General features: G+C 54.9%; 11 protein-coding genes. 6 read left to right on the top strand and 5 right to left on the bottom strand.

What is annotated here, in order from left to right; all coding sequences use genetic code 11:
- Positions 1–11: 11 nt before the first annotated feature.
- Both pstB and phoU read left to right on the top strand, forming a co-directional pair.
- A complete protein-coding gene (gene pstB / locus WC359_04170; protein ID MFA5399613.1) occupies positions 12–848 on the top strand; it encodes a phosphate ABC transporter ATP-binding protein PstB in 837 nt (278 codons plus the stop codon).
- A gap of 12 nt (positions 849–860) precedes the next feature.
- Positions 861–1,526, top strand: a complete 666-nt coding sequence (gene phoU / locus WC359_04165) for a phosphate signaling complex protein PhoU (protein MFA5399612.1) — start codon at positions 861–863, stop codon at positions 1,524–1,526.
- 117 nt (positions 1,527–1,643) lie between these two features.
- Here phoU and WC359_04160 read toward each other — a convergent pair whose 3' ends face one another.
- The 3 genes from WC359_04160 to WC359_04150 form a co-directional block, all read right to left on the bottom strand.
- A complete protein-coding gene (locus tag WC359_04160; GenBank protein MFA5399611.1) occupies positions 1,644–4,367 on the bottom strand; it encodes a GNAT family N-acetyltransferase in 2,724 nt (907 codons plus the stop codon).
- A 50-nt stretch (positions 4,368–4,417) separates the two neighbouring features.
- Positions 4,418–7,138 carry a GNAT family N-acetyltransferase gene (locus tag WC359_04155; protein ID MFA5399610.1) on the bottom strand — a complete coding sequence of 907 codons (2,721 nt, stop codon included), beginning with the start codon at positions 7,136–7,138 and terminating at the stop codon, positions 4,418–4,420.
- A gap of 105 nt (positions 7,139–7,243) precedes the next feature.
- Positions 7,244–8,272: a nitronate monooxygenase gene (locus WC359_04150; GenBank protein MFA5399609.1), complete on the bottom strand. Its 1,029-nt coding sequence runs from the start codon at positions 8,270–8,272 to the stop codon at positions 7,244–7,246.
- A 161-nt stretch (positions 8,273–8,433) separates the two neighbouring features.
- Here WC359_04150 and WC359_04145 point away from each other — a divergent pair, with 161 nt between their 5' ends.
- Complete coding sequence (locus tag WC359_04145) at positions 8,434–9,414, top strand: nitronate monooxygenase (protein MFA5399608.1); 981 nt, start codon at positions 8,434–8,436, stop codon at positions 9,412–9,414.
- Between the two features lie 68 nt (positions 9,415–9,482).
- Here WC359_04145 and WC359_04140 read toward each other — a convergent pair whose 3' ends face one another.
- Positions 9,483–10,535 (bottom strand): nitronate monooxygenase, encoded by a 1,053-nt coding sequence (locus WC359_04140; protein ID MFA5399607.1) that lies wholly within the window; start codon positions 10,533–10,535, stop codon positions 9,483–9,485.
- 192 nt (positions 10,536–10,727) lie between these two features.
- Between WC359_04140 and WC359_04135 the strand changes: the two genes are divergently transcribed.
- The 3 genes from WC359_04135 to WC359_04125 all read left to right on the top strand — a co-directional run bounded on the left by WC359_04135 (position 10,728) and on the right by WC359_04125 (position 14,039).
- Complete coding sequence (locus WC359_04135) at positions 10,728–12,476, top strand: CoA-binding protein (GenBank protein ID MFA5399606.1); 1,749 nt, start codon at positions 10,728–10,730, stop codon at positions 12,474–12,476.
- 21 nt (positions 12,477–12,497) lie between these two features.
- Positions 12,498–13,604, top strand: a complete 1,107-nt coding sequence (locus tag WC359_04130) for a hypothetical protein (GenBank protein MFA5399605.1) — start codon at positions 12,498–12,500, stop codon at positions 13,602–13,604.
- Between the two features lie 129 nt (positions 13,605–13,733).
- Complete coding sequence (locus WC359_04125; GenBank protein MFA5399604.1) at positions 13,734–14,039, top strand: DUF4870 domain-containing protein; 306 nt, start codon at positions 13,734–13,736, stop codon at positions 14,037–14,039.
- Positions 14,040–14,046: 7 nt separating this feature from the next.
- Here WC359_04125 and WC359_04120 read toward each other — a convergent pair whose 3' ends face one another.
- Positions 14,047–14,739 carry a PIG-L deacetylase family protein gene (locus WC359_04120; GenBank protein MFA5399603.1) on the bottom strand — a complete coding sequence of 231 codons (693 nt, stop codon included), beginning with the start codon at positions 14,737–14,739 and terminating at the stop codon, positions 14,047–14,049.
- Positions 14,740–14,744: the final 5 nt, after the last annotated feature.

Below are 14,744 nucleotides of genomic sequence, written 5' to 3'. Positions count from 1 at the left end.
GACACGGTGCAATGATAAACAATAGGATGGGTCAGAATGTCAAAGTCGGGGCCGTTGACGGTGAAGACAGAGGCCAATTGAGACCGTTAAAATGCACATTAACCGTGGAGCAGCTGAGTGCCTGGTACGGCAACAGGATGGCTATTCAAGATATAAGTATGGGCATTGGCGCTCAGCATATCACAGCCTTGATCGGCCCATCCGGGTGCGGCAAATCGACTTTTATACGCTGTCTTAATCGCATGCACGAGGTGTCGGAGGGGGGAAGGGTGACCGGCCGCGTGCTCATGGACGGGCAGGATATATATGCTCCGCAGGTCGATCCGGTTGCCATCCGCCGCCGTATAGGCATGGTATTTCAGAGGGCCAGCGTGTTCCCAACAATGTCTATCTTCGGCAACGTAGCCTCCGGGATAAGCCTGACGCGTTTCTGGAGCCGACGCAGGGATTTAGCGGATGTCGTGGAGCGCAGTCTGAGGAAGGCGGCCCTGTGGGAGGAGGTAAAAGACAAGCTTGACCAGCCCGGCGCCTCCCTGTCGGGTGGCCAGCAGCAGCGCCTTTGCATCGCTCGCGCCATCGCCATTGAGCCGGAGGTAATACTGATGGACGAGCCGTGTTCGGCGCTGGACCCTATATCAACGCTGAGGATAGAGGAACTTATGATGGAACTGAAGAAAGACTACACCGTTGTCATAGTCACACATAATATGCAGCAGGCCGCCCGCGTGTCGGACTGGACCGGTTTTATGCTGCTGGGACAACTGATAGAATACGCTCGTACCAAGGAGGTCTTCACCGTGCCTAAAGACAAGAGGACTGAGGATTACATCACAGGGCGTTTCGGTTAAAGGAGGTTGAATATGCCGAGAGAGTCTTATCAGAGAAATCTGCGCGAGTTACAGGATGATGTGCTGGCCCTGGGGAGCATGATCGAGAAAGCGCTGGAAAGGTCCATGCAGGCCCTTAAGGAACGAGACCTTAAGCTGGCCAAGCTGGTGCTTGAGGAAGACCGCAATGTAAACAAAAAACGTTTTGAGATAGAAGAAAAGGCGTTGGATATCATATCGTGTCAGGCGCCCATGGCCAGCGATCTGAGAATCCTGCTGGCTATACTCTTCATTGTACAGGACCTGGAGAGGATGGGTGATCACGCGGCCGGCAATGCTAAAATTGTCATCATGATAGGCAATGAGCCGCCGCTCAAGCCGCTGATAGACCTGCCCCGCATGAATGAAAAGGTCATTGACATGCTGCACCGCAGCCTTAACGCATTCATTATTCATGATGCTGAAGCGGCCCGAAAAATTGTGCCGGAGGACGACGAGATCGACCAGCTCTACGACCAGGTCTTCAGGGAGCTGCTGACGTTCATGATGGAGGATCCCCGCACCATTACCAGGGCCACCAGATTGATGTGGGTGGGGCATAACCTGGAAAGGACGGGTGACAGGGTCACAAATATCTGCGAGCGGGTGGTCTTTATGGTCACAGGCAAGATGGAAGAACTGAACGTATCAACTTATTAAAATCATGTAACGTAAATGTCATTGCATGGAGCCGCAGGCGACTCGGCAATCTGCTGCTGCCGTGGCTCACAACACAAGATTGCTTCGCTACGCTCGCAATACCATGGTCACTTTCAGCTATTCCTGTTCTTTGCTGACCAGTATGCGTCCATCCACCACCAGGTAGAATTGCCCTTCCGGCAATACCTTAACGGGATTCAGGTCCATTTCAAGTATCTGCGGGTGGTTCTCTGCCATGGCCGATATCCGAAGCAACAGATCCTCGATGGCCGGGATGTCGGCGCGTTTGGATCCCCGCCAGCCTTCCAGTAACTGGTAAGCCTTGACCGACTTGATCATTTCGTGCGCGTCCATATCGGTTAATGGGTGGATGTTGAAAATAACGTCCTGGAAGAGCTCTACGTATACGCCGCCCAGGCCGAACATCACAAGAGGACCGAAGGCCGGGTGTTGTGTTACGCCTACGATCACCTCGACACCACCCTGCACCATCTTCTGGACTATCACTCCCTCCATCTCTGCGCTCTTGCCTATACCTTCCAGATTCTGCCTGATCCGGGAGAAGGCTTTCTTCACCTCGTCGCCTGATCGGCAGTCGAGTATCACGCCTTCGACTTCGGTCTTCTGCGTGATGGAGGGGGAGAGTATCTTGACTGCTACGGGACACCCGATCTCCTTGGTAGCGGCCGAAGCTTCTTCCGGGGTCCTGGCGATCTTGAGCGTTACGAATTTGATTCCGTAACACTCAAACAGGCCCAGGATGGACTCGGCGTCCAGCCATACCTGGCGCTTGCCCGATTTTTCAATGGCTGAGCTGATGATGCGGTCGGCCCTGTCTTTGTCGATGTCGGAAAACTCAGGTATCTTGCCCGATGGCCGTTTCAACCGCTGGCTGAACTCCACTGCGCGCGCCAGAGCGCCGGCTGTCGATTCGGGGAAAGCGAAGGATGGCACGACCCTTCTCTCCTGCGGGCCGAGACTGATGCCTGCGCCCCGTATGCCGAGGATGGATGTGACCAGCGGCTTGCCGGCTTCACGGTATAACGGGGCAACCTCGCGAATGACCGCGGCAAACTCCTCCGACAGCCTGGGAATGGGCTGTATGAAAATGACCACCACCATGTCCAGGCTGGCCTCTTTAAGCATAAGTTTGAGTGTTTGTCCGTATTGTTCTGTAGATACTTCGGGCGACATGTCGAGGGGATTTAATATATTTGCCCGCGAAGGCAGGAATGTTTTAAGCCGCGATGCCAGTCCGTCGGACAGCGGGGGGATCTCAAGGCCCCTGCTTTTACAAGCTTCTGCCGTCAGCAGCGCCGGACCGCCCGCATTGGATATGATGGCCACTCTGTTGCCCTGCGGCAGCGGCTGGTTGGCCAGCAGATTGCCTGTGTCAAACAGGTCTTCCAGCGTATCGACCCGCAGTATGCCCGCCTGCTTGTAAAGCGCCTCGGTGGCCGCCTGGTCGGTGGCCATGGCGCCTGTGTGTGAGGAGAACTTTCTCTTCTGGATACTGCCGCGGTTTCCGGTCAGCGAGACGACCGGTTTCTTAGCTGTGATGCTGCGAGCTATGCGCGTGAATTTCCTGGGATTACCGAACGACTCCAGGTATTGAAGCACGACATCCGTGTCCGGATCATCCTCCCAGTACTGAAGCAGCTCGTTGCTGGATATATCCGCACGGTTGCCTATACTAACGAAGGTGGAAAGGCCGATATTGAGGCTGGTTGCATACATCAGGATGGCGGAGCCCAGTACCCCGCTCTGGGTGGCGAAAGCTATATTGCCGTGGGGTGGCACTATGTTGGCGAACGTGGCATTCAGGTTGACTCCGGGATTGGTATTCATCATCCCCATGCAGTTGGGCCCCAGCATGCGCATACCGTAACTACGAATGGTCGTGAGGAGCTTGTTCTGCCGCTCGAGCCCTTCGCCGCCTATATCGGCGAAGCCCGAGGATAACACGACCACGCCTCTGGCCCCTTTATGCGCGCTCTCTTCCACCACCTGCTGCACTTTATCAGCCGGTACGACGATGATGGCCAGGTCGATATCGCCCGGTATGTCCAGGATGGAGGGATAGGCCTTGATGGCTGCCACCACCTCGGCGTTGGGATTGACCGGGTATACCACGCCCTTGAAATCCTGCTGTATAAGGTTGCGGAAGACGAAGTTGCCGATGGTATTAGGCCTCCTGGAGGCGCCGATAACCGCTACCGATTTCGGATTGAGGAAGGCGCGCAAGGAGGCGATAGAGCTGAACTTCTCTCGTTCGAACGACTTCTGCTCGACTACATCGGTGGGGGCCAGGTCGAGAAGACCCACATAAGTGGTGCCCTGGTATTGCCTTTGCATGGTGAAGCCGCTGTTGATGAGGACGTTCATCATATCCTTGTTCTCCGCCAGCACCTCGGCTTCGAAGGTGGTTATGCCCTTGTCGCGCGCGATATAAGCGAGCTGGTCCAGCAAGTGTGTGCCGATACCCAGCCCTTGGTACTTGTCCTCAACCTCAAAAGCTATTTGGGCCCGGTTGGCGCCCGGCTGCCTCGCGTAACGTCCGACCGCTATAATGCGTTCTTCCGATCCCTCTCCCAGCGTGCCTACCAGGGCGAAAGTATCCTCGTAATCCACGGTGCAGAAACGGCGCGCTTCCTCCCGGGACATGTGTGTCAGGACATGATGGAAGCGCAGGTAAATGGTCTGCTTGCTCATGCGGCTGAACAGCGCCAGCAGCCTCTCCTCGTCCGACATGAGGATGGGCCGCAAATGCAGGCTGGAGCCGTCCTTGAGCGCCACGCTGGTCGAATATTTCTCGAAGCTTTTACTGTCCAGGTCCGCCATCACCATTGCACTCCTTCACATGAGGGGCACCGGGGGCCAATCAATCCATATTATACAGAAATCGGTGAGACGGATATTCTGGCATCCGCCACCACGCAGCCTTCTCCAACCGGCATAGCTATGAGTGGATTAAGATCGAGGTCCTGTATTTCAGGGATATCCTCGATCAGAGCTGAAACCCTGAGAAGCACGTCCTCTATGGCCGCCGTATCGGAGGGTGGCGCGCCCCTCCATCCGTCCAGTATCTTATGTGCTTTGAAAGAGGCAAGCATCTCATGGGCATCGTAATCGGTCAGCGGGTGGATCCTGAAATCCACGTCTTTGAACAGCTCGGTGTAGATGCCGCCCAGCCCGAACATTATCAGCGGCCCGAAAAATTTATCCTCGGTAACGCCCACTATGAGCTCAACGCCGCCTGTTAACATCTTCTGCACCGTCACGCCCTGCATCTCAGACTTGCGCGATATCTTCTCCAGGTTTTGCTCGATTTGTGCATAGGCCTTTTTGACCTCCGTCGCGGATCCCAGGTTGAGTATCACGCCGCCCACATCGGTCTTATGGGAGATCGTTGATGAGAACAGCTTCAGTGCCACCGGGTAGCCGATACCATCGGCCATCTTGGCCGCCTGCTGGGCCGTGGCGGCGACGCCGGACTGAGCGAACTTGATACCGTAGGCGGAGAACAGCTTAACTATCTCTACGGTATCCAGCCAGACCGGATGTTTATCCGTGCGTGCCAGCGCATCCTGGATCACCTTTTCAGCTCCGGCCTTGTTTATATCTGTAAATGAGGGTATGTTTCCCAGGGGACGTTTCAATCTCTCGCTGTATTCATACGATTTGGCCAGCGCATGCGCGGTCGACTCCGGAAAAACGTAGGTGGGGACATAACCTTCCTCTTTGGATCCAACAACCAACCTCGATTCGAGGCCGAGGAAGTTGGCCAGGACGGGTATGCCTTTGGCGCGGAATGACGGAGCCATTTCACGTATAACTCCCCTCATCAGTTCGATCATGAACTCCATGGGCGGGATATAGATGATGATAAGGGCATCTATATCCTCCTGCAATATCACGTTGAGAGCCTGGCGGTACTGGTCGGGCGATACGGCGGCGGTGGTATCGATGGGATTCATGTAGCTGGACTTGGGAGGCAGGAACGATTTGAGGGCGCTGCGGGCTTTATCCGAGAGGATCGGAAGTTGAAAGCCATGGGCTGCCAGTGCATCGGCGGCCATGATGCCGGCGCCGCCGCCGTTGGTCAGAATAGCGACCCGGTTGCCTTTTGGTATCGGCTGGTTCGACAGCAGCAGGGCGGTATCGAAGAGCTCCTCCAGTGTATTGCACCTCAGCATGCCGGTCTGTTTGATAAGTGCCGTAGTGGCGGTATCATCCGATGCCAGCGCGCCCGTATGAGAAGCGGCAGCGCGCGCGCCCACGGCCGAGCGCCCGCTTTTCACTATTACTACAGGTTTCTTAAGCGTTGTTTCACGTGCGATGCGAGCAAATTTGCGCGGGTTTCCGAACGATTCGAGGTAAAGAAGTATCAGGTTGGTGTCGGGGTCCTCCGCCCAGTACTGAAGCAGCTCGTTGCCGGTGACGTCCGCTCCGTTACCGATGCTGACGAAATTCGAGAGGCCCAGGTTGATTTGAATGGCGTAACTGATGATGGCGCCGCCCAGTGCGCCGCTCTGGCTGCCGAAGGCGGTTCTGCCGTGCAGCGGATAGATAGGCGCAAAACTGGCATTCATATTGACAGTGGGATTGGTATTCTGGATACCCAGGCAGTTGGGGCCGATAATGCGCATACCGTATGCCCCGGCGGTATTCAGTAATTTCCTCTCCCTCTCGATGCCTTCACCCCCCATCTCGGAGAAGCCGGCGGTAATGATAACCAGGCTTTTTACTCCCTTCCTGCCGCATTCTTCGATCAAAGGCTGTATCCTCTCTGCCGCGACAGCCACAATAGCCATATCCACCTGGCCGGGAATATCAAGAACGGATGGATATGCCTTGATCGATGATACGACCTCATCTTTGGGATTGACCGGGTAGATAATACCGTTATATTCGTTCTTGATCAGGTCTTTGACCAGCGCATTGCCGATACCCGGTTTGTTGGATGCGCCCAGAACGGCGATGGACCGCGGGAACATGAATTTACGTATGGAAGCGATGGAGGCGACCTTCTCACGCTCCGCTGACTTCTGCTCCACCAGGGGCGTTTGAGCTATGCTGTATACACCCCTCCATCCGTGAGACTCGGTGATTTTTTCGAGCTGTTTGAAGCCGCTATCCTGCAGCACGTCGATCATGTCGGTGTTTTCGGGCAGCACCTCGGCCTCGAATACACCTATCCCGTGCTCGCGGGCGGCCGCGGCCAGCAGCTCCAGCAGGTGCGTGCCGATTCCCTTGCGCTGATGAGGGTCCTCAACTATAAAGGCGATCTCCGCTCTGTTGGGCTGTGATAGCCTCCAGTATCGGCCGACACCTATGATGCTTTCATTGTCCCCTTCTCCCTGTATTCCCACCACCGCAAAGGTGTTGTCGTAATCAATATTGGAATACTGGTGCGCCTCCTCCCTGGACAGGTCGGTAAGCACATGGTGATATCGCAAGTATATGGTACGCCCGCTCAGGCGCAGGAAGAAGGCCATCAGCCGGTTTTCATCGTCCGGCATAATGGGCCGGAGATGTAAAACCGATCCGTCCTTGAGGGCTACGGTCCTGTTGAATCTGTCCAGCTGGAGGGTGTCTGTGCTCTGTGTCATTGTCTCGCTCCCGCAGAATACTGCTTAAAACACATAAAGATATTAGCATAATGAAGCGGTATGAGGGGAGTAACTAATTTAACGGCAGCCGCTGGACACAGAGATTTAAACCTTTGCCTGAAGCCCTTTGATGGTTTCCTCCGCCTCGGCCACGATGCGCTCGATCAGCTCTTTGCAGGTGGGCAGGTCGCGTATGCGGCCTACAACCTGGCCGAACGGCACCACGCCGTTCTCCAGGTCGCCCTCGTCCAGGATTTTACCCAGCGCGTCTATGCCGATGGCCTGCTGCGCCAGCTGCTGTACGCCCCTTTTCTGAAGGCTGCCTGCAAGCAGCTTCCAGATGGGGGTATCCACCTGTTTTCTCATCGCCCAGCCGGCTTTGAGCGCCTCCATATATGAAGTCTTGCTGTTAGCCATCTCAAGAGCCTTCTTATTGGCGTACCATCGCCCGGGCAGGCCGTCGATGCCCGCCGAATATATCGTCTCTTCCATCTGACATTTCATTGCAGTCTGTTTGATATTGGGATGCACATCGCATTCCTGGGTTACCACGAAACGTGTGCCCATGGCGATGGCATCGGCGCCCAGGGCCAGAGCCGCAGCCAGTCCGCGCCCGTCGCAGTATCCGCCGGCGGAGATGATGGGTATCTTTACCTTGCTGGCTATTTGCGGCAGCAGAACCATGCCGCCCACATCGCCGCCATGTGCTGCCGCCTCGTGCCCGGTGACGATAATGCCGTCGGCGCCCTGCTCGGCCGCCCTGATGGCATGGCGTTCCGTGGCTACCGTGGACACGACCTTGCCGCCGTAGGTATGAGCCTGCTTGATGATCCAGTCGCCCTTACCCAGGGCGAAGTTAATTATAGGAGCCTTCTCGGCCAGCGCCATCTCGGCATTCTCTTTTCCGTTGGGGAATATAAGGGTGACGTTTATAGCGAAAGGCTTGTCCGTCAGTGTCTTGATCTCCTGGATAATGCCCTTGAGTTGGTCGGGAGAGTTTGCCACGCTGTTGAAAATACCCAGTCCGCCTGCGTTGCTGACCGCCGCGACCAGCCTGGGCAGGCTGACGAAGGCCATTCCCGATAACACAATGGGATGTTTTATTCCGAAGAGCTCCGTTATTCTGGTTTTCACGAGTTCAAACCTCCATTATTAATTGATACCTTTCGAACGGTAATAATCTCAAAAAAGGTCGCCGTTGTCAAAATGATTGATTGGTTAGTCAACTTTACCTCAAGCTGATCGGCATGTTATAATCGCATAAATTTTACATTGGTTCACAGAGGAGAAGAGAGATGAAAACCAGAATGACCGAGCTGTTTGGCATCAAGCACCCGATTATGTGTGGCGGCATGATGTGGCTGTGCAAACCTGATCTCTGCGCGGCCATCAGTAATGCAGGCGGCCTGGGTAATATCACGGCCGCCAATTACAAAGACGGCAAGGAGATGCGACAGGCCATCAGGGAGACCAGGGAAAAAACTGACAAGCCGTTTTCCGTGAACCTGTCCCTGCTGCCGTCTTTTCGCATAACCAAGGAGATGTACGCCGACTGGTTTGACGCCTGTGTCGCTGAGAAGGTGCCCGCATTCGAGATCTCGGGCACGCCGGTCGATAAGTTCTTCGGTCCTGACGCTATCAAGCGAGCGCATGACGCCGGCTGTAAATTCATTCATAAGCTCGGATCGGTCAGGCATGCAGTCCATGCAGAGAAGGCCGGATATGACGCCGTTATCGCTGCCGGTGTGGAGGAGGGTGGACATCCTTTGATGGACGATGTGACCACTATGGTGCTCACCCCGCGCATGGCGGAAACGGTTAAAATACCTGTTATTACGACCGGTGGCATTGCCGACGGCAGATCCCTGGCTGCGGCAATTGTGCTGGGAGCTGAAGGCGTCATGATGGCATCCAGGTTCATGGCCACCACCGAGTGCCGCATGAACGATAAGGTCAAGCAGGATCTCGTCAACAGGCAGGAATTTGATACCATGCTCTACGGCAAGACGACCGGATTCCAGGGACGTGCCATGAAGAATGCCATACTTAAGCAAATCCAGGACATGGAAGCCAAGCATGCCACGATCAACGAGCTGGCGCCTTTCCTGTCGGGCCTGCGCCAGACGGCGATCTGGGACGACGGCGATATGGAGGCCGGCCTGGTGCCGGTCGGGCAGTCTATCGGCCTAATCCACGATGTGGTAAGCTGCAAGGAGCTGTTGGACAGGATGGTAAAACAGGCGGAGGCGCTGCTCAAAGGTTCGCGCCTGAAATAACGGAGATACATTTTATAAAAAAAGGGGAGGTGTAATAACCTCCCCTTTTCTATTAGCTGAAGTAGTGCTCAGGCCAGCATCGAATAAGTCTTTTTGAGGGTCGCTTCGGCCTCGACCATAATCCTGTCGACGAGCTCGGCCACCGTGGGCACGTCGTTGCAGGCGCCCAGTATCTGTCCGGCAAAGTATATGCCGTCCTTCATATTTCCGTCGTAGATGGCCAGCGTATGGCGGCGATAGCCTGCGGCCTGGCGCGCCTGCACCCACAGGGGATGCTGATCGTCCGATCCCATCATGGAAAAGCTCATTCCGATAAATTTCGGCCAGCTCAGGTTGAACAGCTGCTTGGTTTCGTAGGCGCCCCTGAACGCGTCTACCATCGGGAATCCTCCCCTGGCGATACGCTCGGTAACGGGTGTTTTAAGGGCGCGGCCGCGCATGCCGTCGAACTTGGTGCTCACGATTGTATCGTTCTCGTTGGCTTTAAGGCAGAGCTGCTTGAAGTTCTCGTGCACCATACTCTCTTTGGTCAGGGCGAAGCGTGTTCCCATGGAGATGGCGCTGGCGCCCAGTGATAATGCCGCCGCCAGGCCCCTGCCGTCTCCGTATCCACCGGCTGAAATGATGGGGATTTTAACCTTGCCGGCGACGATGGGAAGCATGACCAGCGTGGAGGCCTCTTCGCCGTGTGCGGCGGCCTCGGTGCCGGTAACGACGATGGCGTCGCATCCCAGCTCGGCGGCCTTGATAGCGTGTTTAACGAAGGCGGTAGTGCCGATCACCTTGCCGCCGTATTTATGCACGTCGTCGATAAACCATGGTTTGCCCAGGGTATAGTTGATTACGGGGACCTTTTCCTCGATGGCCACCTGGATGGTGTCACGGGCCACCTGCCCCAGAATCAGAAGCTGGTTGATGCCGAAAGGCTGATCGGTCAGCTTCCTGATCTCATTAATGTTTTTTCTCGTTTCCTCGGGTGTGCACCTGGCAGTGGCGAATATGCCCAGTCCGCCCGCGTTGCAGACTGCGGCCACCAGTTCCGGGGTGGTTACCCAGTTCATGCCCGCCAGCATGATAGGGTGCTTGCATCCGAACAGCTCGGTCATGCGGGTTTTAAGCATCATTCGCTCCTTATGAAATTAGTTGCAGGTATCGTGATAAGCATCGTATATGAGCAATCTTATAACGAACGAATCGAATTTGTCGGACACCTGCCGGGGTGTTATTATAAAGCATGATGCTTTGAATCTCAAGGCATTTTTTAATTTACAGCTCGGACTGTTCAGAGTCTATGGATTGTGAGGGCCTATAACATGAATAGAGACATTATCAGGGATCTGGATCCCCTCTTTAACCCGGCCTCGGTCGCACACATAGGAGCCACCAACAACCGCAACAAATGGGGCTTCTCCACCATAACCAGCCTTATTCATAGCTTTAAAGGGCCTATTTATCCGGTCAATACTAAAGAAAGTGTGATACAGGGGCTGACGGTTTATCCCAGGGTAACCGATATCCCTGGACCCGTAGACCTGGCTGTTTTCACCATCCCGGCCGAACATGTAGCGGGAGTTATGCTGGATTGCGTGAAGAAGGGGGTTAAATCGGCGGTCATCATATCGGCCGGCTTTGCGGAGGTGGGTCCTGAAGGAAAGAAACTTCAGGACGAGGTGCTGGGCATAGCGCGCAGCGGCAATATCAGGTTCATAGGGCCGAACTGCATGGGTTACTGGAGCTCGTCATCTTCTCTTGCGGCTTTTATGATGCCTTTGCTGGTCAGGGACGGGCAGCTGGCCTTTGTATCGCAGGGAGGCAATGTCGGCGCTGCGGTGGTGGTGGCCGGATACGAACGAGGCGTAGGTTTCACGCATTACGTAAGCTGCGGATGCGCAGCGGATGTGCAGATTGAGGATTACATCGATTACTTCGGGAAGGATACCAGGGTTAAAGCGATAATGACCTATATTGAGGGTCTCAATGACGGCGCCAGGTTCATGGATATAGTTTCCGAAGTCACCCGCAATAAACCTGTTATCGTGTTAAAGCCGGGAAAAACGGCGGCGGCGGCCGAGGCTATACGATCGCATTCGGGCGCCATGGCGGGCAGCGATGCCGTATATGACGCGGCCTTTAAAAAAATGGGCGCCATGCGGGTCGACAGCCCTGAGGAGATGCTCGATGTCGCCATCGGGTGTTTGACTCAGCCTCTGCCGAGGGGACGCAACGTGGCTATTATAACTCCCGGCGGCAGCTACGGCGTGCTCTGCGCCGAAGCCTGCGAAGAGGGCGGGCTGAATGTGGTTAAATTGCCTGAAAAGACCATCGAGGAGTTTAATAATATCTTTCCGCCCAGATGGAGCCACGCCAATCCGGTAGACCCTGCGGGCGACCGCAATTTCATCGCCTATCTGACGGCGCCCGCCAGGCTGCTGGAGCTGGAAACAGTCGATTCACTAATATTCATGGGTTTCGGCGGCTTTACCCTGTTCGGCAACCTGCTACTACAGCAGCGCTCCAGCCAGGAACAGAAGATGTCGCCGGAGGACCTGGCTAAAAGGGATAGCGCCCTGAGGGCCATTATTCCAATTATTGAAGATATCAAGTCGGGCAACGTATATAAGACTGAGACCGCCATCAAGCAACTCATCGATATGCTTGCCTGGGTGCTTGGCCTTCAAGGTAAAATGGAGGTGGAGGACCTTGCAGTTACTATGATCGCCGCCCGTTTCTCGGGCAAGATCGATGATGTGCTGGTGGACGACCTGCTCGAGCTGGCCAGCGGCAAAGCCATGCTGGCAAAAACCGGCCGGTCGCGCCTGGATATTATCAATGATATGATCGTAAGGCTGATGCGAGCGCTCAGCTCCCAGTGGATCGAGAGCTACGGTAAGCCGGTCATTACTACGACCTTCACGGAGGAACAGGTAAAGCTGGCGGGCAATCACTATGACTATACATCCGGCGATCGTGCCGCCAGGGTCCTGCTCAAACTGACCGGCTATTATGATTACCTTATTAAATCAGGTGTTGCCGTGAAAGGAACAGATTTCCGTGCCGAGTGATGCCTCGACGGGGGTAAGACGATGAATATGAGAGCACTTCAGTCAAGTTTTCATGCGGCAGCTTTGTTTTTGCTCTATGTATGTCTGATAGCCGTGGCTCTCCCGGCGCCATGCGCGGGCTCGGTCGAGCTGCCGACCCTGCCTGAAATAAGCGATTACAAAGTCACACCTTCCGGCATAGAGCGATCATCCGCTGCCGTTATTTCCTGGGACGTTAAAAATGCTTCTTCCGTATATATCGACCACGGGATTGGCGAAGTGCTCCCGGCCGGGCAGGCTGCCGTATCGCCGCTGTATACGACTACTTATAAACTGACCGCCGTTAATTCCACGGGCGCCAGGACAAGGGCTATTACGCTGAACGTTAACGCCCCGCAGCAGCCCGCGGAGAACACCGTTGATGTGGATCCCGTAACCGGGCGAAACTCCTCGGTGGATATGCGCTGGGAGGATTACTGCTTATCGGGCAGTTATCAGGTGCAGATTGCCAGGGACCCGCTCTTTACATTGAAGGTTTATGATTCCGGCATACTGGTTCCGGCCGACTCGATGTCGCCGGCCTTCTGGTACCCTCCCGGAACTCTGGAGGCGGGGCACACATATTACTGGAGGGTGCGTACCACACAGGCTGCTACAGGCCAGAGGATTGCCAGTCCATGGTCCGAGGCTGTGCCTTTCAGCATAAGGCCGGGATATGCCGTGAGTACGCCTTCATACGGCTTACAGGCCTTGAGCCCAGCCAACGGGGCAACCGGTGTGCCGGTCAGCGGGGTGGCTTTCAGCTGGAGCGGCTACCAGGGCACAACCAAATACAGATTTATTTTAGCCATGGACGCCCAGTTGCAGAATATAGTGGTGGAGGATTTCACCCCTACCACCGCATATTCGCTGCCGGTCAAGCTCAACTATGATACGGCTTATTTTTGGCAGGCTTCAGCCGTGGAGCCCGTGCCCGGGGACGCAGGGTCAGTATTCACTTTTACCACGGAATCGGCCCCGTCAAACACTGTTCAGACTGCCTCAGCCCCGCAAAGCATGCCGGGTTGGGCAATTGTAGCTATAGCTGTCGGTGTCATTCTGATTGCTGTTGTGACATTTGCAGCCTTTAAAGCAGGTAAAAAGATATAAGGTAATCGATAGATAGCTGCGGGATTGATGCAGCCGTGTCGCCTGAAAATAAGTCCAGTAACACGCTGTTGACACCGGCTATCATCGCAGTTATTCTTTCGGTAATAAACGAATAGGGGGGTCTGAGCAATGGCAAAGTCATCAACCGGACTGGAAGAGAATGTTGCAGGGCTGTTATGCTACTTGGTCGGTTGGATCACCGGCCTGATTTTTTTCCTGATTGAAAAAGATAGTCAGTTCGTTAAGTTCCATGCCATGCAGTCGATCATAACATTCGGGGCCTGTGTTATCCTTGGATTCATACCGGTAATCGGTTGGATTATCTGGATACTCGCGCTGGTGATGTGGATACTGCTGATGGTCAAGGCCTATCAGGGCCAGAAATTCAAGTTGCCTCTTATCGGTGACCTGGCCGAGAAATGGTCATCCGCATAGCTGCATATTAGGGTGGCAACACTACACGGTAGAACGTCTCCGCAACATCGTATCCATGGTCTTTGCCGTAGCTTGATAACACGTTGCGGTAGGCCTCTTCCCAGCCTTGTGGAAAGTGGCTCACCTGGCTCCCGTGACACTTAAGCGCTGAGATCTTCTTATCAAAAGTGGCTGTGACATCGCTGAAGTAGTTGGGCTGCTCGGCGCCCCAGAACAGCAGTTCCTTGACCTTGTGCGGCTGATAGTTCTCCCTGATCAGGTCAGGGTAAGATAACCGGTCCCGGGCGAAAGGATAAACCGCGTCAAGCACAACCTGCCCCGTTATGCGGTGATCACGGTGCCAGACATATTTTCTGTAAGGGTCCGGGGCTGCCACGATATCAGGCTTGTAGGTGCGTATCAGCTTGACCAGCTCCTTGCGGAACTCGGGTGTATCCTCGATGGACTGGTCCTCATGATCGAGGAAGATGACTTCGAATACCCCCAGTGAATTCGCCGCAGCCATCTGCTCGGACCTCCTGATCTCTGCAAGCTGGACCGGCGTTACGGCGGGGTCATCCGTACCCTTATTGCCGTTGGTGCATATGATATAGACTATTTTCTTGCCGTCTTTCGTCCACTGCGCTATCGTGCCGCCGATTCCGAATTCGGGGTCGTCGGGGTGCGGGGCTATAACCATAAGGTCGAATTTATCTGTCATATCAT

The organism is Dehalococcoidia bacterium (genome assembly GCA_041653995.1).
GTDB lineage: Bacteria > Chloroflexota > Dehalococcoidia > GIF9 > UBA5629 > CAIMUM01.
The sequence above is the reverse complement of the archived record's forward strand: the minus strand, read 5'-3'. Positions and strand labels throughout refer to the sequence as shown.

What these genes read in the sequence shown, in the direction of transcription:
- WC359_04145 (MFA5399608.1), top strand. Translation starts at nt 8,434, where the DNA reads ATGAAAACCAGAATGACCGAGCTGTTTGGCATCAAGCACCCGATTATG.
- pstB (MFA5399613.1), top strand. Translation starts at nt 12, where the DNA reads ATGATAAACAATAGGATGGGTCAGAATGTCAAAGTCGGGGCCGTTGAC.
- WC359_04125 (MFA5399604.1), top strand. Translation starts at nt 13,734, where the DNA reads ATGGCAAAGTCATCAACCGGACTGGAAGAGAATGTTGCAGGGCTGTTA.
- phoU (MFA5399612.1), top strand. Translation starts at nt 861, where the DNA reads ATGCCGAGAGAGTCTTATCAGAGAAATCTGCGCGAGTTACAGGATGAT.
- WC359_04160 (MFA5399611.1), bottom strand. Translation starts at nt 4,367, where the DNA reads ATGGCGGACCTGGACAGTAAAAGCTTCGAGAAATATTCGACCAGCGTG.
- WC359_04130 (MFA5399605.1), top strand. Translation starts at nt 12,498, where the DNA reads ATGAATATGAGAGCACTTCAGTCAAGTTTTCATGCGGCAGCTTTGTTT.
- WC359_04140 (MFA5399607.1), bottom strand. Translation starts at nt 10,535, where the DNA reads ATGCTTAAAACCCGCATGACCGAGCTGTTCGGATGCAAGCACCCTATC.
- WC359_04120 (MFA5399603.1), bottom strand. Translation starts at nt 14,739, where the DNA reads ATGACAGATAAATTCGACCTTATGGTTATAGCCCCGCACCCCGACGAC.
- WC359_04155 (MFA5399610.1), bottom strand. Translation starts at nt 7,138, where the DNA reads ATGACACAGAGCACAGACACCCTCCAGCTGGACAGATTCAACAGGACC.
- WC359_04135 (MFA5399606.1), top strand. Translation starts at nt 10,728, where the DNA reads ATGAATAGAGACATTATCAGGGATCTGGATCCCCTCTTTAACCCGGCC.